Here is a 21980-nt window from a genome sequence, read left to right as displayed (position 1 = left end):
GACTCGACCTTGTGCCCCTGAAATTCTCGAGGAGAACCACGATGGATCTGACCGAATCGCCTGAGCAGCAGCAGCTCAGGAGGGAATTGCGCGCCTACTTCTCCACGCTGCTCCCCGAAGACGAGCGCCGCGCTGCCGGAGAACAAGGTGTGGGCGGTCCGAGATTCCGGGAGATCGTCAAGATGCTCGGACGGGACGGCTGGCTGGGCATCGGCTGGCCGACGGAGTTCGGTGGCCAGGGCCGGTCGATCGAGGATCAGTTCGTCTTCTTCGACGAAGTTCAGCGCGCGGGATTGCCGTTCCCGTTTGTCACGGTCAACACCGTGGGGCCGACGCTGCAGAAGTACGGAACCGAAGAGCAAAAGGCGCGGTACCTCCCCGGAATCCTCTCGGGAGACATCGTTTTCGCGATCGGATACACCGAACCCGACGCGGGCACCGACCTCGCGTCCCTCAAGACCCGGGCAGTGCGCGACGGCGACGAGTGGGTGGTGGATGGCAACAAGATCTTCACCTCCGGTGCCAACACCGCCGACTACGTGTGGCTGGCTTGTCGGACCGACCCCGAAGCGCCCAAGCACAAGGGTATTTCGATCCTCATCATCCCCACCGACGACGCCGGCTTCTCGTGGTCACCGATCCCGACGGTCGGGGGACTGATGGTCACCTCGACCTACTACAGCGGAATCCGGGTCGGTGAGGATGCGCTGGTGGGGAATCTCAACGGCGGCTGGAGCCTGATCACCGCGCAGCTCAACCACGAGCGGATCGGACTGGCGGCCCTCGGTGGACGCACCGAAGGACTGTGGGCCCAGGTGATCGACTGGGCGCGGGAGTCTGGTGCCATCGAGATTCCCTGGGTACAGCAAGAATTCGCGCGCACCCACGCCAAGCTCGTGGCGATGCGGTTGATGAACTGGAAGATGACGGCCGCGGTCGCCACCGATACCCTCTCCGGGGCAGACGCTGGATCGGCAAAGGTCTTCGGCACCGAAACCCACGTCGACGTGTACCGCACGCTGCTGGGCATCCTCGGTGCGGCAGGAAGAATCCGCCCCGACAACCCGGGTGCCATCCTGGCGGGACAGATCGAGCAGATTTCCCGCCAAGGCGTTGTCAACACGTTCGGCGGAGGCGTGAACGAGGTGCTCCGCGACATGGTTGCGACCATCGGCCTGGGGACCGCGAAACTCGGACGGGCGAAATGATCGAAACCCGAGTGCTCGACGAGTTCGTCGGGCGCGAACTCGTCCCGACCACGTGGGCACAGGACCCGGTGAACGTCCCCATGATCCGTCATTGGGTGGAGGCGATGGGAGACACCAACCCGATCTACCTCGATGACGCGGCCGCTCGCGACACCGGACGTGCCGGAATCATCGCCCCTGCGACCATGGTTCAGGCATGGACGATGCGGGGCTACGGGGCAACGATTACCGGAGGCGCGGCCTCGGATACTGCCACCCAGCTGCTCGGCGTTCTCGCCGATGCGGGCTTCACCTCCGTGGTGGCAACAGATTCCGAGCAGGAGTACTTCACCGAACTCCGACCCGGAACGCGGATCAATGTCACCGAGGTGATCGAATCGATCTCCCCGGAGAAGAAAACCGGTCTGGGTGTCGGACATTTCGTGACCACGCTCAAGACCTACCGCGACGAGGACGGCGAGGTTGTTGCCACACAGCGGTGGCGAACATTGCGGTTCCGGCCCGCGGAGAAGCAGAAACCACGACCGCCACGTCCTCGACCGGCGCTCAACCAGGACAACGCTTTCTGGTTCGAAGCCGCCAGAGCGCACCGTCTGGTGATCCAGCGTTGTTCCAACTGCCTCACGCTGCGTCACCCGACCGGGCCCATGTGCGGGCAGTGCCGGTCACTGGAGTGGGACACCATCGATGCGTCCGGCAAGGGCACTGTGTACAGCTTTGTGGTGAACCACCACCCGAAGATCGATGCCTTCGACTACCCGCTGATCGTTGCGGTGATCGAACTGGAAGAGGGCACCCGGCTGATCGCCAACATGGTCGGAGTGGCCCCGGACGAAGTGACCATCGACATGCCGGTGGAGCTGGAGTGGATCGACGCCGATCCGGACCTGACGCTTCCCGCGTTCCGGCCGTCTGTACCCGAGGAGAACTGATGGACTTCACCTTCAACGAAGCGCAAACCGCGATCGGTGACCTGGCTGCGAACATCTTCGCGCAGAGGTCCGGCATCGACCGTGTCAAGGCAGTCGAGGCCTCCGACGAGCGGATTGACCGCGACCTCTGGCGAGAGCTGGCACAGGCAGGACTGGTGGGAATCGCCCTGCCCGACGAATTCGGTGGCGGCGCCATGGGTTTCATTGAACTCTGCGTGGTGCTTGAACAGCAGGGACGATGCGTGGCACCGGTTCCGCTCTGGGAAACGGCGCTCGCCGCTGCGGCCATCGCACAATTCGGCACTGCGGAGCAGCAACGGATGTTCGTGGCCCCGGCCGCCGCCGGCGAAATCTTCCTCACCGTCGGCATCGAGGAGTTCGGACCCCACGATCCGACCGAGCCGACGATGAGTGCCCGCGAGGACGCGACCGGGTCGTGGACGTTGCACGGCACCAAAGCGGTTGTGCCGTCAGCGCACGTCGCCGCCGGCGTTGTGGTCTCGGCCGTGACCGCAGCAGGAACGGGTCTCTTCCTGGTCGACCCGGCCGATCCCGCGGTGCACGTGCAGAACAACGAGACGACCACCCGCGCGATCGCTGCCAACATGACCTTCGACGCCGCGCCGGCACAGCTGCTGGCGGGAGGCGATGCGGTCAACTGGCTCGTCGATCGGGTCGAGGTCGCCCTGGCCGCACTGCAAGTCGGAGTGGGTGCCGGGGCCGTCGAACAGGCGGTGACCTATCTGAACGGCCGCGAACAGTTCGGTCGTCCGCTGGCGACGTTCCAGGCGGTGAGCCACCAGTTGGCGGACTGCTACATAGATCTCGAGGCCATGCGTGTCACATTGTGGCAGGCGGCCTGGATGCTGACGAACGGAGCTGCTCCGGGTACGGCCGTGCTCGTCGCCAAGTGGTGGGCAACCGACGCTGGTCAACGTGTGGTGCACCGAACCCAGCACGTCCATGGCGGAATAGGGGTCGACACCGACTACCCGGTGCATCGGCATCTGCTGTGGGGCAAGCAGATCGCCGCATCACTGGGTGGGTCGAGTGCCGACCTCGCGCGGCTCGGAGCGCAGCTTGCGCTGGGCGCGGCCTCGTGATCACCGATGTGGCGGTGGGTCACGAACTGCCCGAACTCGTTGTCCCGATCACGCGCACGATGATCGTGGCGACGGCCATCGCGAGCCGCGACTACCAAGATGTTCACCATGATCCGGCGCTGGCAGTCGAGCGTGGATCCCCAGACGTGTTCATGAACATCCTCACGACCAATGGTCTTGTCGGGCGGTTCATCACCGACTGGGCGGGCCCCGGTGCATCGCTGCGCAAGGTCGCGATACGGCTTGGTGCGCCCAACTACCCCGGCGACACCATGACCCTCGCCGGGAAGGTGATCGCGAACTACAACGGCGTGGTGTCGGTCCACGTCCGCGGTGTCAACAGTATCGGCGCGCATGTCACCGGCACTGTGACGGTCACCGTCATGAAAGGAGGCAGGTGATGTCCAGCCCACTGTCCGGGTCGGCGGCCATCGTCGGGATCGGGGCCACCGAGTTCTCCAAGGACTCGGGCCGAAGCGAACTGCAGCTCGCGTGTGAGGCGATCGTGGCCGCTCTGTCCGACGCGGGCATCGACCCATCCGAGGTCGACGGCGTCTCGACATATACCGCCGAGACGAACGGAGAGGTGCTCGTGGCCCGCAACTGCGGACTCGGTGAGTTGAAGTTCTTCTCCCGCATCGGATATGGCGGAGGAGCGGCGTGCGCGACCGTACAGCAGGCCGCGATGGCCGTGACCACCGGCGTCGCGGACGTGGTGGTCTGTTATCGCGCTTTCAACGAGCGATCAGGCGTCCGGTACGGGCTGGGCCAACACGATCGCCCGATGGACAGCACCGCAGACCGCGCCGCCTACGCGTGGATGACACCTCAGGGACTGTCGACGCCGGCGCAGTGGGTCGCGATGTTCGCTCGGCGGTACATGCATGAACACGGCGCCACCAGCGAGGATTTCGGGAGGGTTGCGGTGGTGGCCCGCAAGCACGCGGCGAACAACCCCGAGGCGTGGTTCTACCGCCGGCCGATCACACTCGACGACCATCAGAACTCGCGCTGGATCGCCGAACCCCTACATCTGCTGGATTGCTGTCAGGAAACCGATGGGGGCCAGGCACTCGTCATCGTCTCGGCCGAGCGGGCCGCGACCCTCGACAACAAGCCGGCGCTCATCAAAGGCGCGGCACAGGGCAGCGGCAGGGACCAGCACATGATGACCAGCTACTACCGTCCCGACATCACCGGCATTCCGGAGATGGGTCTGGTGGGCCGCCAGCTCTACGCCCAGAGTGGGCTGGGGCCCGAGGACATCGACGCTGCGATCCTCTACGACCACTTCACGCCTCTGGTGTTACCTCAACTCGAAGAGCTCGGGTTCTGCGCCCGGGGCGAAGCGAAAGACTTCATCGCCGACGGCAACCTGGAGGTCGGTGGACTGTTGCCCTCCAACACTCACGGCGGACAGATCGGTGAGGCGTACCTACACGGCGTCAACGGCATAGCCGAAGCGGTCCGTCTCATCCGGGGAACGTCGACCAATCAGCCCGACACGGCCGAGAACATCATCGTCACCGCAGGCACCGCAGTTCCGACCAGCGGCCTCATCCTCGGGGTGGCGTAGTGAAGAGCTGGGAGAACGCGGGCCGGTGGCGAGGCGTCGACCTCGGTACACGCACCGTGTCCTACGACGAACGCGATGCGATCATCTACGCGTTGGCCGTGGGCGCGAAAGCAACCGAGCTGGACCTGGTGTTCGAGGACCAGCTGAGGGTGCTGCCCACGTTCGCCCTCACCCTCGCGCAGTGGGCCCCGGACGAGCTCGGGTCGCGGGGTGCGTTCGACACCCGCACGGCACTGCATGGGTCACAACAGCTGACGGTAATGGCACCTTTGCCACGCAGCGGCGACGTGACACTGTCGGCGTCGGTCGGCAATGTGTGGGACAAGGGCGCCGCAGCGGTCTTCGAGGTCGAGGTCCGCAGTGAGTACTGCATCGCGACGTGGTCGTTGTTCGCACCGGGCGCAGGAGGTTTCGGTGGCGAGCGAGGGCCGGCGAGACCGGTTGATGTGCAGGGCGATCCGGCTTTCGAATCCGTCTTGCACACGCGTGAGAACCAAGCGGCACTCTATCGACTCACCGGCGACCGGCACCACATCCACATCGACCCCGACGCGTCGGAGCGAATCGGTCAGCCGCGGCCGATCATGCACGGACTGTGCACCCTGGCCGCCGGAGCGCTGGAATGCGCCCGTCTGACCGGCGCACATCCGGCAGACCTGGTGAGTCTCGACGGCCGATTCGCAGCGGCGCTCCATCCCGGCGAGTCCCCGGTGTTACGGGCGTGGGGCGATGACTCGGATCTCACGTTCGAACTCGTCAAGAACGGACGGCCGGCGATCTCCGGAGGCAGGGTGTCGTTTGCCGCCACGACAGGGGCACCGAGCGCGTCCCGTTGAGCGGGAGCGGCGGCGCACCGAAGCGCCCGTTCATCTAGTTTCGGCGAGTCGTGTCCACGCAGGGAGAGGCTACACCGGCGATGACAACTGCTGTATCTCAACATAATTCGCGGTCAGTGATGGTGACCGTGGCTGCCGTCGTCGAGGAGACGGCCGAAGCGCGGTCGCTGGTGTTCGACGTGCCCGCCGACCGCAGCGGCGACTTCAGATACAAGCCGGGGCAATTCCTCACCCTGCGTATCCCCAGCGACCGGACGGGGTCGGTTGCCCGGTGCTATTCACTGGCCAGTTCGCCGCTGACCGACGACCGACCGAAGGTCACCGTCAAGCGCACCGACGGTGGATACGGATCGCACTGGCTGTGCGACAACGTCAACGTCGGTGATGTCCTCGAAGTGCTGCCCCCGTCCGGCGTCTTCACCCCGGCGAATCTGGACGACGACTTGCTGCTGTTCGCCGCGGGCAGTGGGGTGACGCCGGTGATCTCCATTCTCAAGACCGCGCTGAGCGGGGGCGCCGGCAAAGTTGTTCTGCTCTATGCGAATCGGAACGAGAGTTCGATCATCTTCCGGCAAGAGCTCCACGACCTCGCAACCCGGTTCGCCGACAGGTTGCTGGTGCTGCACTGGCTGGAGAGTGTGCAGGGTCGGCCGACCGTCGACCAGCTTGTGCCCCTTTGCTCGGCATTCGGGAACCACCGGGTGTTCATGTGCGGTCCCAAACCGTTCATGGACATGGTGCACAAGGCAACCGCGCGATCGGGCCTCCCCCGGGGCCGGGTGCACGCCGAGGTCTTCACGTCACTGTCCGGCGATCCCTTTGCCGAGGTGGAGGTGCCGGATCTGTCCGATGGTGAACACGGCGATGCGCCGACGGTATCGGTGAGTCTCGACGGTGAAGCGCACGAGCTGAGCTGGCCGCGGTCGGCCACGCTTGTCGATGTTCTGCTGTCCAAGGGACTGGATGTGCCGTACTCGTGCCGCGAAGGCGAATGTGGTTCCTGTGCATGCACTCTTGTCGACGGCGAGGTCGACATGGGTGATACGTCGGTCCTCGATGATGAGGACATTGCGGACGGCTACATCCTGGCCTGCCAGGCCCGCCCGCTCAGCGAGCACCTGACCATCGAGTTCTGATAGAGCTCTACCTCACCCGGTGACGCGTGCCGCATTCCCGGCGTCGACCGGAATGACCGTACCGCTGATGTGCGCACTGGCCTTGTCGGTGAGGAACAGCACCACCCGGGTGATCTCGTCGGCATCGAGCCACGGCACCGGCTGGGCGTGCAGTGATGCGAAGACGGGTTCGACGTCCTTGTCGGTCGGATGGTCGAGATCGGGCCGCATCATCGCGTACAGGGCGTCGTTGTGAATCATCGGAGTCGAGATGTTGCCCGGGGCAATTGCATTCACAGTGATGCCATGCGATGCGAGATCGAGGGCAGCGCTCTTCGTCAGGCCGATGACGCCCCACTTGGACGCGGCGTAGCCGACCATGCTGACGTTCCCCGCTCGGCCGAGCATGGAGGAGATCGTCACGATTCGACCGTAACCGCGCTTGATCATTCCCGGTGAGACTGCGCCGACGGTGTTGAAGACACCGGTGAGGTTGGACGAGATGACTTCTGACCATTGCTGCTCGGTCATCGACTGGACGGGCGCGGCGACCGAGACGCCGGCGTTGGCCACTGCGATGTCGATCCGTCCCAGTTCTGCTTCGGCCCGGCCGACCAGAGCGTCCATCGCCGGGCGATCGGCAGTGTCGGCTTTGACCGCAATGCACTGTCGTCCGGCGGCTTTCACAAGACGCACGGTCTCGTCGAGGTCTGCTTCGGTGGCCAGCGGGTAGGCGACCGAAGGACTGTCTTCACATCTGTCACACACCACGATGTCTGCGCCGCGTTCGGCGAAGGCGATGGCGTGGCTACGGCCCTGGCCGCGGGCGCCGCCGGTGATCAGGGCGACCTGTCCGTCGAAACGCTCTGTCATGTGCTGACTCCTTGTTGTTCGAGAGCTGACGCAGTGGTTTGCAGACCTACCGCAGTTTGATGATGCCGCCGTCTGCCATCAGAGTCTGCCCGGTCATGTACTTGGAATCCTCGGAAGCAAGAAAGACGACGATGGGTGCGATATCGGTCTCAGGGTCCCCGATACGTCCGAGGGGCACCTTGGCAGCCGATTCGGCGGCCCGCTCGGGGAAGGCCTTCTGCCAGGCCATGACACCCTCGGTGGCCGCAAACGGACAGATCACGTTCACGCGGATGCCGTCGGCCGCCCACTCGTTGGCGGCGACCCGGCTCACGCCCCGAATGGCTTCTTTGGCTGCGGCATAGGACGTCTGGGTCGGCATCCCTTCCAGGCCCGACCCGGAAGCGAAGTTGATCACCGAACCCGACGCAGCCTTCAGCTGTTCGTAGCAGGCCTGCATGAGATGCACCGTCGGGTAGAACCCGGTGTTGAAGGACAACTCGAACATCTCGGCGGTGTGGTCGACCAGCAACGCCTGGCGCGACGCATGGGCGTTGTTGACCAAGATGTCGACCGAACCGAAATGCGACACGGCGGTGTCGCGAATGGTCACCGCAGCTTGTGGTTTCGAGATGTCCACATTCAGGAATCGTGCTGACGGGCCGAGGTCGCGTTCCAATTCGTGCCCGCGCTTGTCGTCGATGTCGACGAACAGGACGCCTGCGCCCTGCTCGACGAACACGCGGGTGACAGCGCTGCCGATCCCGCCCGCGCCGCCCGTGACAATCGCCGTCTTTCCCTGCAGTTTCATGGTCTGTCCTCCGAAGTGAAGTCGATGTCGAGCTCGGTGCAGGCCTCGTGCAACGCGTCGAGCTGGTCGCAGTAATGGGACACGCTGGTGGCCGAGATACTGACGCTCACGATGGTGGCCCCAATCGCCCTGCGCCGCTCCAGCGATCTGAGGGCACCCGACCGGTTGCCGAGCGGGTCGATGTGACTCGCGGGGAGGACCACTGTGAAGTCGTGGGGCAGTTCGGCGGTCTCGAGGAGCTGCTCGAGGTCCAGCAGCGGCAGGCCGAACGGAACCCATCCGTCTCCGAGCGTGACGGCGCGGCGAAGAGAACGGGGAGTGCGTCCGCCGATCCACATCGGAACGTGCGGCTGTACTGCGTGGGGCTCGACGACAACATTGCCGAAGTTGTAATGAGGGCCGTGGTAGACGGGGTTTGGACGAGAGAGCGAAGCACGCAGCGCGGCGAGGGCGTCGTCGGCGATGCGACCCCGGCCGGCGAAGTCTGCACCGAGTGCGTCGAACTCTTCGCGCAAGCTGCCCACGCCGAGGCCCAGCACGAGGCGGCCGCCGCTGACCAGATCGAGGGTGCCGTACCGCTTGGCGATCTCGAGGGGATGGTGATAGCCGAGGACCAGCACCTGGGTGGCGAGTTTGATCCGAGACGTGTGCGCCGCAACGAAACCGAAGGTGGCGAGCGGGTCCCAGTAGGTACCCCCACGTTCGGCGGCGACGTCGATGGGGACAGCGACATGCTCGCTGCACGTGAGGTGGTGGTAGCCCAGTCGATCGGCCGTCTGGGCGATACGGATCAGCTCTGCGGGCCCGGCGTCACGCTCCCATGCGGATGCGGCGGCCGGGTGCTGGACGACGATGGGTGATGTGATCCCGATACGCATGGCGGTCAGCGCACGCCTTCCAGTGTCACCGAGCGGTCGCGGACACGGCTGTGGGTGGCGACATACCGAGCGGGGTACTCACCACCGCCGTGGACGGCGAGGTCTGCACCGTTGACGTAGGACGCCCATCGGCTCGCGAGGAACAGGCAGGCGTTGGCGACGTCGTCGGGGACGGCCATCCGGCCCATCGGGAGTGTGTTGATGACGGCTGCCCCGCCGTCGTCGCCGTATACCGAGGCCGCGCTCTCGGTGCGAATGAGACCCGTGGTGACGTGATTGATGCGAACGGCCGGCGCCCATTCCAGAGCCAGGGCTTTGGTCAGGACGAGCAGGCCGGCCTTGGCGGCGCTGTACGCGGCAGTGCCCGGCTGGGGGTCGTGGGCCGAGACACTGCCGATGTTGATGATGGAACCGCCCTCGGGATTGGCTTGCATCACCGAGTTCGCGGCTTGGGCGGCGTAAAAGGGCCCGAGGAGATTGAGTGCGAGGATTTTCTCGACAAATCGCGGCGAGACGGTGGCGGCATCGGCATCGGGGGAGCCGCCGGCATTGTTCACCAGCACGTCGAGCCCACCGTGTGCCGCGACGGTGTCGTCGATCAAGCCGACTGCATCCGAGGGATCCCGGACATCGGTGGCGCGGAACGATGCCGTTCGGCCGGCGTGGTGCGGCAGCGTGGCGGGGGTGTACCGACCACAGACCATCACGTCGGCACCGGCCTCCAGGAACGCCGTTGCCACGACAAATCCGATGCCTTTGGTGCCGCCCGTCACGACAACACTTCTGCCTGAGAAGTCCCAGTCGGTGCGCGGATCCATCAGCATCCCTTCCCAGTCGGTGCGCTCTGCGGCGCCTGACACGGACGCTAGGTGTTGTGGTGGTCGCGGTTGGTCGCAGTCCCGCCCACCGGGATCTGAGCAGGGTCTCGGTGAACGGGAGTACAGCACCGCCGGCAGACCTCGGCCATTACCGTCCTGGCCCGTGAGATCTCCCGCCCGTGCCCGCGCAGCACGTGATCAGATCTGACAGAACCTTGAAAGGAAGTGCAGCATGGGAACACTCGACGGCAAGGTGGCACTCATGACCGGAGCAGGTCAGGGGATCGGGCAGGGCATCGCGCTCGCCTTGGCCAAGGAGGGCGCTGCGATCGCAGTGGCCGGCCGAACGGAGTCGAAGCTGCTCGACACCTGTGCGATGCTGACCGATCTGCGCGCGCGTGCTGAACCGATCGTCTGCGACGTGAGCGATCGCGAGGACATCGCGCGCGCGGTCGATGGCACGGTGGCCGCTCTCGGGTCGGTCGACATCCTGGTGAACAACGCCAACGACTGCAAGCCGGGCCCGATCCTGTCGATCGTCGACGAGGACTACGAACGGTCGTTTGCCACCGGGCCGCTCGCGACCCTACGGATGATGCAGCTGTGCCATCCCCACATGAAGGCACGTGGCGGCGGCGTCATCATCAATCTCGTGACCTCAGCGGCAGTGCGCTGGGATGCAAGCAATTACGGCGCCTACGGGTCGATCAAAGAAGGCATGCGGTCGCTCACGCGGGCGGCAGCATGCGAGTGGGGTGGTGACGGAATCAGAGTCCTGTCGGTCGCCCCGCACGCCGCGTCGCCCGCCCTCGACCGGTGGATGGAGAAGAATCCCGAAGAAGCAGCTGCGTTTGTGGCGGGTATCCCGCTCGGTCGTGTAGGTGACCCCGAGAGCGACATCGGCCGGGCCATCGTCTTCCTGGTGGGGCCAGATGCCGGGTATCTCACCGGAGCAACCATTCCACTCGACGGTGGTCAATCACGTTGGGGATGAACCACATCGGCCGGCGACGATGACAGGGCTCCTCATCTGCAGCAGAGTGCTGACAGTATCCGCCGACAACCGCAGCTCGGTGACCTCTGTCCAAGGTGAAGAAGTGAACCACCGTCCGGTGCCCTGACCGTCACTGATGTAGGTGACCGCCACGGTGGACATCATCCAGTCACCGACGGTTCGCGAGACGCAGGAGCTGAGCCGAGAGCGCATACCGCAATGATGCAGTGACCCAGCGCACAGGTGCTGCGCAGTCTCACTGAACGGAAGTCGCTGCGGACAAGGGTGATTCGAGGTCTCACGACGAGCTGTGGAAGCGGGTGCCCGTCACATCGTACAAGTGGTGAACCGGGTCGTGTATGAAGTAGAGCGCGAGCGAGTCCACGGTGAACTCGCTGCCGTCACTGCGGCGGCCGCGTCGGCTGAGCGCTTCATCGGGGACGTTGGCGAACGCGTCCGCGAGTCGGGCGGCGCCCGCGGTCAATTCGTGGGACACCGCGGCCGGATCCTGGTCGTTGTAGCGTTCGGCAACTGCGGTGGCGTCCTGATCCCAATTCTCGAACGCCGGATTGTCGTGCGAGAGCATCGCCTCGAGACGCTCGTCGAACTTGATGAACACATCTCGGACGTGGGCGGCGTACTCGAGCGGCGACCATGTGGAGTCGTCCGGTCTCCGGTGGGGATCAGACCCGGCCAGGGCCGGAGGCCATTGGGCGGCGTTGGCTCTGATCAGTTCCGGGATATCCCGGAAAGCTATCTCGGAGGGGTCGAATCCACAGTCGAGACAAGGACGTTCGAGCACCCACGTCCAGTTCTTGGTGTCGGGCACGATGGCCATGGAGTCTCCCGTCGTCAGGTTGTCTCAGCCTATCGTCCGCGAGCGGGGCGTGGTCCGATTGCTCGCGATCGTGTGGTCAGGACGGTATGTCGAAGACGAGCAGTGCGCTCGATGCGGTCGCGACAGTCTTGCCGCTCTCATCGGTGATCTCTGCTTCGGCGAAGGCAACCCGCCGCCCCGGTTTCTTCACCCAGCCACGCGCTGTGAGCCGGCCCGAGTCGAGTGTCACCCCACGCATGAAGTTCACCTTGATCTCGATGGAAGTGTACCCGGTGCCGCGCGGCAAGGTGGTGTGCACGGCGCACCCCGCAGCCGAATCGAGCAGTGTGCAGATGATGCCGCCGTGCACTGCGCCGATCGGGTTGAAGTGAGATTCGTTGGGCTCGAGGGTGAATACGGCTGTGCCCGAGTCCACCGATGCCAGCTGGGCGTCGATCAGACCGACGATGGGCGGTGCGGGGATCGTCCCGGCCGCCAGGGCCTGAAGATAGTCCAACCCGGCCATCGTTTGCGATACGGCAGCGGGTTTCGACGGGTCGTGCCACGTGACGGTCCGGGATCGGGGCTCACCCCACTCTGCGGATGCAAGTGGGTCACCCATGTGAGGGCCTGCTTCGGACGAAGACGGAGGTCGGGATGGCCACGGTGACAAAGACTGCGGCAGCCACCAGTGCGCAGGTGTGGAATGCCGACTCAAACGCTTCGTCGGCGGGGCGGGTCAGCAGACCGGAAGCGAGCTGCGAGGTGAGTATCGACCCGAGCACGCTTGTGCCGAGTACGCCACCGAGCTGGCGGAACATGTTGACCGTGCCGCTGGCCATCCCTGCCTGAGCGGGCGCCACACTGTTCATGGCGGCAGCGGTGGCCGGCGCGATCAGAGAACCGAAGCCGACTCCCAGGACCACCAGTGCCACGGTCAGGTTTGTCCAACCCTCGTGCGGATGGACTCGCAGCAGCAGTAATGATCCGAGCGCTGTGATGATCAGCCCGGTTGTGAGCATGACCTTGAATCCGATGCGCGGCAACAACCGTGGCGCGATCGCACTGACGACAACGTAGGTGCCCATCAGAGCGAGCAGATGCAGCCCGGTGGTCCAGGCGCTCAGCTTTCCTATCCTTTCGAGAAACAACACGGAGATCAGGGACAGTCCGGTGAAGCCGAAGAGCACCGTCGCGCTGACCACCATGACGGTGGAGAAGGACGCTGACCGAAAGAGGCGCAGATCAAGCATCGGGGCGTTCGTCGAGCGCTCATAGAAGATGAAAAAGGCCAAGGCGCAGGCAAATACGATGATTGCGATGATCGCGTGGGTGGACGTGAAGCCGCTGTGTGAACCGTCGATGACCCAGTAGGTGAGCGCGGCGATGGCTGTGGTGGCGGACAGAAGGCCGGGAACGTCGAGTCTGGCTCCTTGAATTTTGCTGCGTGGCACAACAATCGGGGCGATGACCACGACGACGAGGGCGGCGATGGCGTTGACGAGGTAGACGGCATTCCATGAGAATGCCCCGAGGACCGCTCCGGCTGACAGGGGTCCGATGGCGAGGCCAAGGCCGGAGCAAGCAGCCCAGACGCTGATCGCCTCGGTCCGCTCCTTCGGGTCGGGGAAGCCGTTGCTGATGATGGCCAGACTGTTGGGCAGTACCAGCGCGGCTCCCACACCGGTGATCGCCTGAGCGGCAAGGATCATGCCGCTGCTGTGCGAGAGGAACGATGAGAGGCTGCCGAGCGACATGATCGCAGAGCCGGCGATGAACGCGGTTCGTCTGCCGATGACATCACCGACGGTGCCCGCAGAAAGCACCAGGCTGGCCACCACCAACGCGAAGATGCTCGGGATCCACACCATCGTGGCACTGTCGGCAGCGAGATCGGATTGGATCGCGGGAACGGCCGAAATGGTGGCCGTGATGTTCAGGAACGTGAGCATCATGCCGAAGCACACCGCTGCCAGCGCAAACCACCGGGTGTTGTCGCTGCCGGTCGCCGGCGCGGCCGACTGACTACTAGTAAGCATAGTCAGAAGGTACGGCCTGACTATGGTCAGCGCAAGACAGTGGGATCTACCGCGCCGAGAAGATCGAATTCGGCCTCACCCATGCGCCGGCCGTTCACCTGCACGGCCAGTTCATGGCGGCCGGGGTGGTACCGGCGGGTGGTGACGGGGACAAACGAATGTGACTTGCTCAAACGTAGGTGTTCACCCGGTCTCATCGTCTTCGTGGCCAACTTGAACACCTTGTGGGTGATGGCGCCGTTGGCCTTGCGGAATCCGATGCTGTAGTCGACGACCACGTTCACCGGTGACTCGCCGGAATGCGCCAGAGTTACCGCGAACGCCAGTTTGTCCCCGGTGTCCACGGTTGGGTCGACGATCAACTCGGTGAGGTCGAGACCGGTCGGCGCATCGAAGCCCAGCAGCGCCAGCGCGTCAGGGTCGCCCTTCTTCACCAGCGTCCGCAACGCGTGCCGCACCAGCCTGCCGGTGTTGGCGTCGGGTGCACTCTGCCAGCGTGCCGCAGTAGAGACCACCAGGTCGGGGTGGTGCCGGCTGAGGTCGTTGACGTGATTGGCCACGGACCGTCGAACGTACTCGCTGGGATCGCGGTAGAGCGCATCGACGATCGGGAGGGTTGCCTCTGGATGCCTAAGTAAATCGGGTATCCGGCGTGCCCACGGCAGGTAATGCCGGGTTCCTTCGCTCGCGAGCCGCCGCACGTGGTGGTCCGGTGATTCCGCCCAGGCGCGCGCCGCGGCAAGGGTGCGGTCGAGATCGGCCAGAAGCATGGTGCGCAGAGCGAACTCGGATGTGAGTCGGGGAGTGAGCTCGGCGAGCAACGCCAGGCCGGTGTCGAAGGCTCTGGTTGTCCGTTGCGCGGTGGCACGCAAGGCCACTGCTTCGGTGATCGGCCAGACCATCCACCCGGTGCAGCCCGGCTGGTCGATGAGTTTGTTCACCGCGCCGACGAACTCGGTGAACGGCTCGGGCAGATCGCCGATCAGGGCATCACGGACGAGATCTGATCGATTCTTGAGCGCCATGCCGTCGAACTCGTTGACGGTTGCCGACGTGCGGGCGGTGTCGTAGCCGGCGAGCATCAGGCACGTCGTCAGGCCCTCGACCGCGGAGGCGCCCAGGAGTTCGTCGGCGAATGGCATGGTGCAAATCTACGGGTGGCCACCGACACGTCCCGTGACCACGATCATTCGAGTTGGCTCTTCAGTGCCTCGAGAACCGCCGGGTCCTCGATTGTCGATGGCACCGTGAAGGATTCGTGGTCGGCGATCTGACGCATCGTCTTGCGCAGGATCTTGCCCGACCTCGTCTTGGGGAGCGCATTGACGACGGTGACATCGCGGAAGGTCGCGACTGCGCCGATCTGCTCGCGCACCATGGCGACCAGTTCGGAACGGAGACTCTCCGGATCGATGTCGACCCCTTCTTTGAGAACCACATATCCGCTGGGCCGCTGACCCTTGAGTTCGTCCTGTATGCCGATCACCGCACATTCGGCGACCGCCGGATGTGCCGCGACCACGGCCTCGATACTCCCCGTGGACAGCCGGTGGCCGGCGACATTGATCACGTCGTCGGAACGTCCGAGGACAAACACATAGCCGTCGGAGTCGATGTATCCCGAGTCGCCGGTCAGGTAGAAACCGGGGAATGCCTTGAGATACGAATCGTGGTAGCGCGCTTCGTCATTCCACAGGCCGGTAAGAGTTCCGGGCGGAAGTGGGAGTTCGATGACGATGTTGCCTTCACCGCCTGCCGGAACAATTTTTCCTTCGGCGTCGACAACCTGCACCCGGAAGCCCGGCACCGGCACGGTGGGCGACCCGGCCTTGAGTGGCATGGGTTCGAGGCCACGGAGATTGGCCGCGATCGCCCAGCCGGTCTCGGTCTGCCACCAGTGGTCGACCACCGGGACGCCGAGCACCTTCGTCGACCACTCGTATGTGTCCGGATCGAGTCGTTCGCCGGCGGCGAAGAGTGTCCGAAGCGATGAGATGTCATACTGCGCAATCAGTTTCGCCTCCGGATCCTGCTTTCGGACGGCGCGGATGGCAGTGGGGGCGGTGAACAGCGCCCGCACGCCGTAGTCGTCGATGACCCGCCAATAAGCGCCCGCGTCCGGGGTGCCGACCGGTTTGCCCTCGTACATCACGGACGTGGCGCCCGCGAGGAGCGGGCCGTAGACGATGTACGAATGGCCCACCACCCAGCCGACATCGGATGCCGTCCACCACACGTCGCCGGGGGCGATGTCGTAGATGTTGCGCATCGACCACGTCAGTGCCACGGCGTGGCCACCGTTGTCGCGGACGACGCCCTTGGGTTTGCCGGTGGTCCCGGAGGTGTAAAGGATGTAGAGCGGGTCGGTGGCCGCGACCGGAACAGGTTCTGCGGCAGGCGCTTCGGCAATCAGATCATCCCAGTCGAACCAGCCGTCGTGGTCTGCCGCGCTCCCGGTGACCTGCTCGCGATTCTTGACGATCACCGTGCTGGGTGGGTGATCGGACAGCTCGAGTGCTGTGGTCACCATCGGCAGGTACTCCACGGTGCGCCCCGGCTCGAGTCCACCCGAAGCGGTGATGAGCGCAACCGGGCGGGCGTCGTCGATGCGGGTGGCGAGTTCCTTTCCGGCGAACCCACCGAACACCACCGAGTGCACGGCGCCGATCCGTGCGCAGGCCAGCATGGCGATGGCGGCCTCCGGGATCATCGGCATGTAGATGATGACGCGGTCACCGGCGGTGACACCTCGCTCACGCAGGGCGCCTGCGAATGTGGAGACCTCGGCCAGCAGGTCGGAGTAGGAGAAGGTGCGTGAGACACCGGTCATCGCCGAATCCCAGGTCAGGGCCGGCCGATCGCCGTGGCCGGCGTCCACATGCCGATCCAGCGCGTTGAAACTCGTGTTGAGGGTTGCTCCGGGAAACCACTGGTACTGCGTCTCACCCCGTCGGCCGAGAGCGACGGTTGGGGCGGTGTACCAATCGACAGCTTTGGCCGCGTGAAGCCAGAACTCGTCCGGGTCGTCCACACTCTGCGCAAAAGCCTCCGCGTACAGCCCCATCACTCGCCATCCTCTCGCCGATCAGGACGGCCCTGAAGGGCCGGCCCTGCGTCAGGACGCCGCGAGAGCCGTGGAGCGTCGTCGCTGCGCCCGGTTGATCGCCTTGATCAACACGCCCTGGCGAGGTGCGAACAGATAGATGACCGCAAACGCCAGTCCCTGGGCGAGTACCACCATCGCGCCGGGTGCCACGTCCAGGTAGTACGCATAGTAGATCCCCAGGACTGCGCAGGAACAGGCCAAGATCGGTGCGATGATCAGCATCCGGTTGAAGCGATCGGTGAGCAGGTAAGCGGACGCACCCGGGATGATCAGCATCGCGACCACCAGAACAACGCCGACGATCTGCAGCGCCACAACACATGTGAGAGCCAGCAGTCCGAGCAGCAGCGCGCCGAGGCGACGAGGTGACAAACCGATCGCGTGAGCGTGGGTGGGGTCGAAGGCAAACAGGGTGAGGTCTCGTCGTTTGAGCGTCAGGACCACCACGGCGACCACGGCCAGTCCGAGGATCTGCCACAGGTCTGATTGCGAGACCCCGAGAACGTTGCCGAAAAGGATGTGGTTGAGGTCGGTCTGACTCGGCGTGATCGAGATGAGCACCAGGCCCAGGGCGAACAGTGTGCTGAAGACGATGCCGATCGCGGCGTCTTCTTTGACCCGGCTGGTGTCGCGGACCACGCCGATCAGCAGGACGGCACCGAGGCCGAAGATCAACGCACCCACCGCAAACGGCGCGCCGAAGATGTACGCGAGCACCACGCCGGGCAGAACCGCGTGGGACACGGCATCACCCATCAGCGACCAGCCGATCAGAACGATCCAGCAACTGATCATGGCGCACACCGCGGCCGCGACCGTGGTCGCGAGAAGCATGTTCACCATGAAGTCCTCGGCAAGAGGATCGAGCCACCAGTCGATGATCATGACCGCACTCCCCGTCCCAGCACATCCATACCGAAGGCCAGGGCAAGGCTCTCCGGCCGTAGTACGACGTCGGGCTCGTCGTGCATCAGGACCGTGCGCATCAGCAGTACCGCCTCGTCGCAGAAGGTCTCGAGCGAGCCGAGGTCGTGGGTGGAGATGAGGATCGTCTTGCCCTGTGAGGCCAGGGACGTCAGGAGGGCGATGATCGTGGCCTCCGACTTCTTGTCGACGCCTGCGAAGGGTTCGTCGAGCAGCAGGACGTCCGCCTCTTGGGCGATACCACGGGCGACGAATGCCCGCTTGCGTTGTCCACCGGAGAGTCGCCCGATCTGACGGCCGGCCAACTCGGTCAGCTCGACCTGGGCGAGGGCGTGGTCGACCGCTTCTTTGTCGGCTCGACGTGGCCTGCGGGTGAATCCCTGACGGCCGTACCGCCCGGTCATCGCGACTTCGCGGACCGAGATGGGGAACGTCCAGTCGACGTCCTCGGACTGCGGGACGTAGGAGATGAGACCGTTGCTGCGCGCCTCTGCCGGTGTACCTCCGGCGATCTCGACCGATCCGGAGTCGGGTTTCACCAGCCCCATGATGGTTTTGAACAGTGTCGACTTGCCCGAACCGTTCATCCCGATCAGTCCGCAGATGCGCCCCGGCGCAATGTTGATGGAGACGTTGTCGAGGGCGTGTACGTCGCCGTAGAACACGCTGACCCCGTTGATCGCGATGGCGGGGGTCTCGTCGTGAGGGGTTCGGCCCGGCTGAGGCTGGGAAGGAAGTGTGGTCATTGAGATCCACCTCGGGTCAGTGCGTTGACGATCGTGTCGGAATCGTGGCGGATGAGGTCGAGATACGTCGGCACCGGGCCATCGGATTCGGACAGCGAGTCGACGTAGAGAACGCCCCCGAAGTCGGCGTCGGTGGCGCGCTCGACCTGGCGCATCACAGAGTCACTCACGGTGGACTCGCAGAACACCGCGCGGATGTTGTTCGCGCGCACGAAGTCGATCGTGGACTGCAATTGCTTCGATGTGCCCTGCTGTTCTGCGTTCACAGGCCATACGTATTTCTCCTGCATACCGGTGTCGCGGGCGAGGTATGAGAAAGCGCCTTCGCAGCTGACCAGCGCTCTGCTCTGCGGTGGCAGCTTGGCCAATTCGGAGACCATCCGGTCGTGGACCTCTTGCAACTGCGCCTTGTAGGTGACGGCATTCTGGCGGTACTCGGAAGCATGGTCGGGATCGAGTTCGGCGAGTGCCGATGCGATGTTGTCGGCGTACGTCTGGACGTTCAAGGGAGACATCCAGGCGTGGGGGTTCGCGGTACCGGCTCCGGCGTCGTCGCTAATCGGGATGGGCTGGACTCCCTTGCTGGCGACCACGTGTTCCACGTCGAGCCGGTCGACGAACTGCTCGAACCAGGCTTCCAGGTGCAGGCCGTTGTCGATGATGAGGTCCGCTTCCGCGGCCCGTCGCAGGTCGCCCGGTGTCGGTTCGTAGCCGTGGATCTCCGCGCCGGCCTTGGTCACCGACTCCACCCGGACTTCTGGCCCCGCGATGTTGGCGACGATGTCCTGGAGCACCGTGAACGTGGTCAGCACTGTCAGCCGACCGTCGTTGCGCTCGCGTTTGCCGACACATGCACTGAGGGCCAACACGCTCAGGGCGATGACGAACACCGAGGTCACCCGCACTACCCTGGACCGAGTTCGCATCCTCTCACCTTAGAGTTCGGGTACCCGAACTTTCAACTTCAACCGAGCGGCAGACTCACCCGTCCAGGAAGTCTGCGACCCCTTGCGGCCACTCGCGGAGCTGACCCGGGGTGTCGGCGATGCACAATCGCGCGCCCGGGATGACGGTTGCCAACCGACGTGCGGTGGACAGTGGATGGCCAGGGTCTCCTGACCACGCGAGGACCAGGGTGGGTATACGCAGTGCACGCAGCTCCACGTCCGCCGGCAGATCCGACCGCGCGGCGCCCCGCAGGACCGATGGCAGCAGGGATTCGGGCACAGCGATCGGAGTTCGGGCGTCGGCAAGACCCGACAACACCGCAGGCGGGGGCCCTGCGGAAGCTGCTTCGTAGGCGGCCAGCCCAATGCGTTCGATGAGGTCGGCGCCTGCCCGGTAGGCGGCAACGTGTGCGGCCCGGACCTGCCCGGCGGTCGGTGGGGTGGTCAACACGAGGTGGTGGAACCGATGGGGTTCGGCGGCCGCCGCCCACAGCAGTGTGGCTGTCCCCATGGACGAGCCGATCCCGGCGACCGGCTCGTCGGGGCTCACCGAGTCGAGGAGGCCGAGCAGGTCACGGCCGAGGTTCGGCCAGGTGTACTGCTTCGGATCGGCACCGCCCGTCGATCGGCCGTGGCCGCGGGCGTCGTACCGGATCAGCCGGTGATCGCGGGTGACCGGCGACCAATCGAACATGCCGACGGTCTCCTGGGCGGTGGCGCTGGACGTCAGCCCATGCGCCCAGATGGCGGTCCGGCCTGGCCTGGAGGCGTGGCCCTCCTCTGTCCAGGCGAGTTCGGCGTCCCCGATCGCGGTGGTGTGGATGGATGCAGGCGGACCGCTCACCGGCAGGCCGCCGTTATTTCGACCGCACCTTCTCGCCGAGAGCGTCAACCATCAGGCCTACGCCGATGCCCAGCATCCAGACATCCTTGGCTAGCGCGGTGCCCTGCTGCGTGGGGGCCAGGGTGCCCGGTTCCCGCATGCCGGGGGTGTTCAGGTAGAGGCCGAGGAGACTCGCCGAGAAGGCGGTCAGACCCGCGCCGGCAACGGCGGTGGGGACGATGGGGAGCAACAACGCGGCGCCGAGGGCGATCTCGCCGGTCGAGACAAACCGGATGAACGCAGGTGGGCTGAGCTTGGTTGCCAGTGGGTATGTCCCGGCGGTGAGGCCGTGGAGCTGTGTGGCGGTTTCCTCGTCGGCCTGTCGCTTGGCCAGACCCGAACTGAGGATGAATGCGCCGGTGGCGACCCGGGTGGGGATGTGGCGAACTTTGAACTTCATGATGGCTCCTTTCGGCAGCATCCACTGCCTCAGCCGATGGTATTGCCCGACGGCACCTCAGTCAGGGCGAAGCGGAAGACCGGGTGATCGCGAGGTCGACCAAATCCCTTGCTGGCCCGTGCAACCCGCGATTTCGATCCCATACTGCGCGCAACACCCGCGGCATTGCGACGCCGGACACCTCGATGCGGACCAACTTGCCGTCCGCCAGCTCGGGCGCGACGGACAGACTGGACAGCACGGCCGGTGCGTCGGAACTGAGGACCGCGGCCTTGACCGCAGCTACCGACGTCAGCTCGAGCAACGGATCCGCGGCCTCACCGAGCGCCGCCTCGAAGGTGACTCGCGTGCCCGAGCCGGGTTCACGTTGAACCAGCGGGGTGCGCATCAATTCGGCAGGAGAGATGGCGCGGCCGGCTCGCGCCCAGGGATGATCCGGCCGGGTGACCACCACTAGCTCGTCGTGCGCGACAGCCCGGTGATCCAGACGCGAATCGGTGTGTGGCCCTTCGACAAACCCCACGTCGACGGATCCTGCCAACACATCCCGAATGACATCGGCGGAGTTCATCGGCTGCACCCGTATCCGTGTTTCGGGGTGGAGGCGCCGGAGGGCCAGGGCCCAGGACGGAATCAGAATCTCGGCAACCGTCATCGAGGCCGCGACCGTGACCGTGGCGCGCTTGCTGCCCAGCAACGAGTCGATTCCGGCCGAGAACCGTTCCGCAGCGTCGAGCAGACCCGACGCCCACTCCAGGACTGCGACGCCTTCGGGCGTCAGCTCTGTGCCCGACGGCGACCTGTGGAAGAGCACCACACCCAGTTCGCGTTCCACGGCATGGACGCGTGCGCTGATCGCCTGCTGGCTGAGGTTCTGTTCGCGGGCGGCGGCGCTCATACTGCCTTGCCGTGCCACTGACACGACAACGTCGAGGGCGGAGAGGTCGGGGACTCGGGCGGGCAACACCATCTGCCGAGGCTACAAGCCTGACTTG

Annotated in this window: 23 protein-coding genes; 8 read left to right on the top strand and 15 right to left on the bottom strand. The window is 65.1% G+C overall.

Annotation, left to right across the window (positions count from 1 at the left end):
• Window positions 1-41 precede the first annotated feature (41 nt).
• From W823_RS33025 to W823_RS32995, 7 genes are all read left to right on the top strand, one after another.
• The gene (locus W823_RS33025) at window positions 42-1208 is read left to right on the top strand and encodes an acyl-CoA dehydrogenase family protein (protein WP_023954432.1); all 1167 of its coding nucleotides are present in this window, start codon (window positions 42-44) and stop codon (window positions 1206-1208) included.
• Window positions 1205-2140: a bifunctional MaoC family dehydratase N-terminal/OB-fold nucleic acid binding domain-containing protein gene (locus W823_RS33020; RefSeq protein ID WP_023954431.1), complete on the top strand. Its 936-nt coding sequence runs from the start codon at window positions 1205-1207 to the stop codon at window positions 2138-2140. The genes W823_RS33025 and W823_RS33020 overlap by 4 nt, the downstream gene beginning before the upstream one ends.
• Entirely contained in the window at window positions 2140-3243 is a 1104-nt protein-coding gene (locus W823_RS33015; RefSeq protein ID WP_023954430.1) for an acyl-CoA dehydrogenase family protein, read from the top strand. Before W823_RS33020 ends, W823_RS33015 begins: the two co-directional genes overlap by 1 nt.
• Complete coding sequence (locus tag W823_RS33010) at window positions 3240-3644, top strand: MaoC/PaaZ C-terminal domain-containing protein (RefSeq protein ID WP_023954429.1); 405 nt, start codon at window positions 3240-3242, stop codon at window positions 3642-3644. The genes W823_RS33015 and W823_RS33010 overlap by 4 nt, the downstream gene beginning before the upstream one ends.
• Window positions 3644-4819: a lipid-transfer protein gene (locus W823_RS33005; RefSeq protein WP_023954428.1), complete on the top strand. Its 1176-nt coding sequence runs from the start codon at window positions 3644-3646 to the stop codon at window positions 4817-4819. Before W823_RS33010 ends, W823_RS33005 begins: the two co-directional genes overlap by 1 nt.
• Window positions 4819-5655, top strand: a complete 837-nt coding sequence (locus tag W823_RS33000; RefSeq protein WP_023954427.1) for a MaoC/PaaZ C-terminal domain-containing protein — start codon at window positions 4819-4821, stop codon at window positions 5653-5655. The genes W823_RS33005 and W823_RS33000 overlap by 1 nt, the downstream gene beginning before the upstream one ends.
• Window positions 5656-5735: 80 nt before the next feature.
• Window positions 5736-6791, top strand: a complete 1056-nt coding sequence (locus W823_RS32995; protein WP_031331181.1) for a ferredoxin--NADP reductase — start codon at window positions 5736-5738, stop codon at window positions 6789-6791.
• Window positions 6792-6803: 12 nt separating this feature from the next.
• Here W823_RS32995 and W823_RS32990 read toward each other — a convergent pair whose 3' ends face one another.
• The 4 genes from W823_RS32990 to W823_RS32975 are packed head-to-tail and all read right to left on the bottom strand — an operon-like array spanning window position 6804 to window position 10129.
• Entirely contained in the window at window positions 6804-7643 is an 840-nt protein-coding gene (locus W823_RS32990) for a mycofactocin-coupled SDR family oxidoreductase (RefSeq protein WP_023954425.1), read from the bottom strand.
• Between the two features lie 46 nt (window positions 7644-7689).
• The gene (locus W823_RS32985) at window positions 7690-8433 is read right to left on the bottom strand and encodes an SDR family NAD(P)-dependent oxidoreductase (protein ID WP_023954424.1); all 744 of its coding nucleotides are present in this window, start codon (window positions 8431-8433) and stop codon (window positions 7690-7692) included.
• On the bottom strand, window positions 8430-9311 hold the full coding sequence (locus W823_RS32980) for a TIGR03619 family F420-dependent LLM class oxidoreductase (RefSeq protein WP_023954423.1): 882 nt from the start codon (window positions 9309-9311) through the stop codon (window positions 8430-8432). The genes W823_RS32985 and W823_RS32980 overlap by 4 nt, the downstream gene beginning before the upstream one ends.
• Window positions 9312-9316: 5 nt before the next feature.
• A complete protein-coding gene (locus tag W823_RS32975; protein WP_038252145.1) occupies window positions 9317-10129 on the bottom strand; it encodes an SDR family oxidoreductase in 813 nt (270 codons plus the stop codon).
• 232 nt (window positions 10130-10361) lie between these two features.
• On the opposite strand from W823_RS32975, the gene W823_RS32970 reads away from it, so the two are divergent.
• Window positions 10362-11123: an SDR family NAD(P)-dependent oxidoreductase gene (locus W823_RS32970; RefSeq protein WP_023954421.1), complete on the top strand. Its 762-nt coding sequence runs from the start codon at window positions 10362-10364 to the stop codon at window positions 11121-11123.
• Between the two features lie 298 nt (window positions 11124-11421).
• Here W823_RS32970 and W823_RS32965 read toward each other — a convergent pair whose 3' ends face one another.
• From W823_RS32965 to W823_RS32915, 11 genes are all read right to left on the bottom strand, one after another.
• Window positions 11422-11961 carry a DinB family protein gene (locus W823_RS32965; protein WP_023954419.1) on the bottom strand — a complete coding sequence of 180 codons (540 nt, stop codon included), beginning with the start codon at window positions 11959-11961 and terminating at the stop codon, window positions 11422-11424.
• A gap of 76 nt (window positions 11962-12037) precedes the next feature.
• Window positions 12038-12457, bottom strand: a complete 420-nt coding sequence (locus W823_RS32960; protein WP_369792564.1) for a PaaI family thioesterase — start codon at window positions 12455-12457, stop codon at window positions 12038-12040.
• Between the two features lie 97 nt (window positions 12458-12554).
• Entirely contained in the window at window positions 12555-13979 is a 1425-nt protein-coding gene (locus tag W823_RS32955; protein ID WP_038252095.1) for an MFS transporter, read from the bottom strand.
• Between the two features lie 26 nt (window positions 13980-14005).
• Complete coding sequence (locus tag W823_RS32950; protein ID WP_023954413.1) at window positions 14006-15121, bottom strand: DNA alkylation repair protein; 1116 nt, start codon at window positions 15119-15121, stop codon at window positions 14006-14008.
• Between the two features lie 44 nt (window positions 15122-15165).
• A complete protein-coding gene (locus W823_RS32945) occupies window positions 15166-17043 on the bottom strand; it encodes a propionyl-CoA synthetase (protein ID WP_023954411.1) in 1878 nt (625 codons plus the stop codon).
• A gap of 51 nt (window positions 17044-17094) precedes the next feature.
• Window positions 17095-17970: a metal ABC transporter permease gene (locus W823_RS32940; protein ID WP_023954409.1), complete on the bottom strand. Its 876-nt coding sequence runs from the start codon at window positions 17968-17970 to the stop codon at window positions 17095-17097.
• Window positions 17967-18755 (bottom strand): metal ABC transporter ATP-binding protein, encoded by a 789-nt coding sequence (locus tag W823_RS32935; protein WP_023954407.1) that lies wholly within the window; start codon window positions 18753-18755, stop codon window positions 17967-17969. Before W823_RS32935 ends, W823_RS32940 begins: the two co-directional genes overlap by 4 nt.
• A complete protein-coding gene (locus W823_RS32930; protein ID WP_051406312.1) occupies window positions 18752-19681 on the bottom strand; it encodes a metal ABC transporter substrate-binding protein in 930 nt (309 codons plus the stop codon). The genes W823_RS32935 and W823_RS32930 overlap by 4 nt, the downstream gene beginning before the upstream one ends.
• Before the next feature lie 55 nt (window positions 19682-19736).
• On the bottom strand, window positions 19737-20546 hold the full coding sequence (locus W823_RS32925; RefSeq protein WP_023954403.1) for an alpha/beta fold hydrolase: 810 nt from the start codon (window positions 20544-20546) through the stop codon (window positions 19737-19739).
• 13 nt (window positions 20547-20559) lie between these two features.
• Window positions 20560-20985, bottom strand: a complete 426-nt coding sequence (locus tag W823_RS32920; protein ID WP_030165686.1) for a hypothetical protein — start codon at window positions 20983-20985, stop codon at window positions 20560-20562.
• Between the two features lie 61 nt (window positions 20986-21046).
• Complete coding sequence (locus W823_RS32915) at window positions 21047-21955, bottom strand: LysR family transcriptional regulator (RefSeq protein ID WP_023954399.1); 909 nt, start codon at window positions 21953-21955, stop codon at window positions 21047-21049.
• Window positions 21956-21980: the final 25 nt, after the last annotated feature.

Origin of the sequence: Williamsia sp. D3 (assembly GCF_000506245.1) — a bacterium.
GTDB classification, from domain to species: domain Bacteria; phylum Actinomycetota; class Actinomycetes; order Mycobacteriales; family Mycobacteriaceae; genus Williamsia; species Williamsia muralis.
The sequence above is the reverse complement of the archived record's forward strand: the minus strand, read 5'-3'. Positions and strand labels throughout refer to the sequence as shown.

Bases quoted from the DNA above. Each gene is read 5' to 3' on its own strand.
- W823_RS33025 (WP_023954432.1), top strand. From the start codon at position 42: ATGGATCTGACCGAATCGCCTGAGCAGCAGCAGCTCAGGAGGGAATTG.
- W823_RS33020 (WP_023954431.1), top strand. From the start codon at position 1,205: ATGATCGAAACCCGAGTGCTCGACGAGTTCGTCGGGCGCGAACTCGTC.
- W823_RS33015 (WP_023954430.1), top strand. From the start codon at position 2,140: ATGGACTTCACCTTCAACGAAGCGCAAACCGCGATCGGTGACCTGGCT.
- W823_RS33005 (WP_023954428.1), top strand. From the start codon at position 3,644: ATGTCCAGCCCACTGTCCGGGTCGGCGGCCATCGTCGGGATCGGGGCC.
- W823_RS32995 (WP_031331181.1), top strand. From the start codon at position 5,736: ATGACAACTGCTGTATCTCAACATAATTCGCGGTCAGTGATGGTGACC.
- W823_RS32990 (WP_023954425.1), bottom strand. From the start codon at position 7,643: ATGACAGAGCGTTTCGACGGACAGGTCGCCCTGATCACCGGCGGCGCC.
- W823_RS32985 (WP_023954424.1), bottom strand. From the start codon at position 8,433: ATGAAACTGCAGGGAAAGACGGCGATTGTCACGGGCGGCGCGGGCGGG.
- W823_RS32980 (WP_023954423.1), bottom strand. From the start codon at position 9,311: ATGCGTATCGGGATCACATCACCCATCGTCGTCCAGCACCCGGCCGCC.
- W823_RS32975 (WP_038252145.1), bottom strand. From the start codon at position 10,129: ATGGATCCGCGCACCGACTGGGACTTCTCAGGCAGAAGTGTTGTCGTG.
- W823_RS32970 (WP_023954421.1), top strand. From the start codon at position 10,362: ATGGGAACACTCGACGGCAAGGTGGCACTCATGACCGGAGCAGGTCAG.
- W823_RS32965 (WP_023954419.1), bottom strand. From the start codon at position 11,961: ATGGCCATCGTGCCCGACACCAAGAACTGGACGTGGGTGCTCGAACGT.
- W823_RS32955 (WP_038252095.1), bottom strand. From the start codon at position 13,979: ATGCTTACTAGTAGTCAGTCGGCCGCGCCGGCGACCGGCAGCGACAAC.
- W823_RS32950 (WP_023954413.1), bottom strand. From the start codon at position 15,121: ATGCCATTCGCCGACGAACTCCTGGGCGCCTCCGCGGTCGAGGGCCTG.
- W823_RS32945 (WP_023954411.1), bottom strand. From the start codon at position 17,043: ATGGGGCTGTACGCGGAGGCTTTTGCGCAGAGTGTGGACGACCCGGAC.
- W823_RS32940 (WP_023954409.1), bottom strand. From the start codon at position 17,970: ATGATCATCGACTGGTGGCTCGATCCTCTTGCCGAGGACTTCATGGTG.
- W823_RS32935 (WP_023954407.1), bottom strand. From the start codon at position 18,755: ATGACCACACTTCCTTCCCAGCCTCAGCCGGGCCGAACCCCTCACGAC.
- W823_RS32930 (WP_051406312.1), bottom strand. From the start codon at position 19,681: ATGCGAACTCGGTCCAGGGTAGTGCGGGTGACCTCGGTGTTCGTCATC.
- W823_RS32920 (WP_030165686.1), bottom strand. From the start codon at position 20,985: ATGAAGTTCAAAGTTCGCCACATCCCCACCCGGGTCGCCACCGGCGCA.
- W823_RS32915 (WP_023954399.1), bottom strand. From the start codon at position 21,955: ATGGTGTTGCCCGCCCGAGTCCCCGACCTCTCCGCCCTCGACGTTGTC.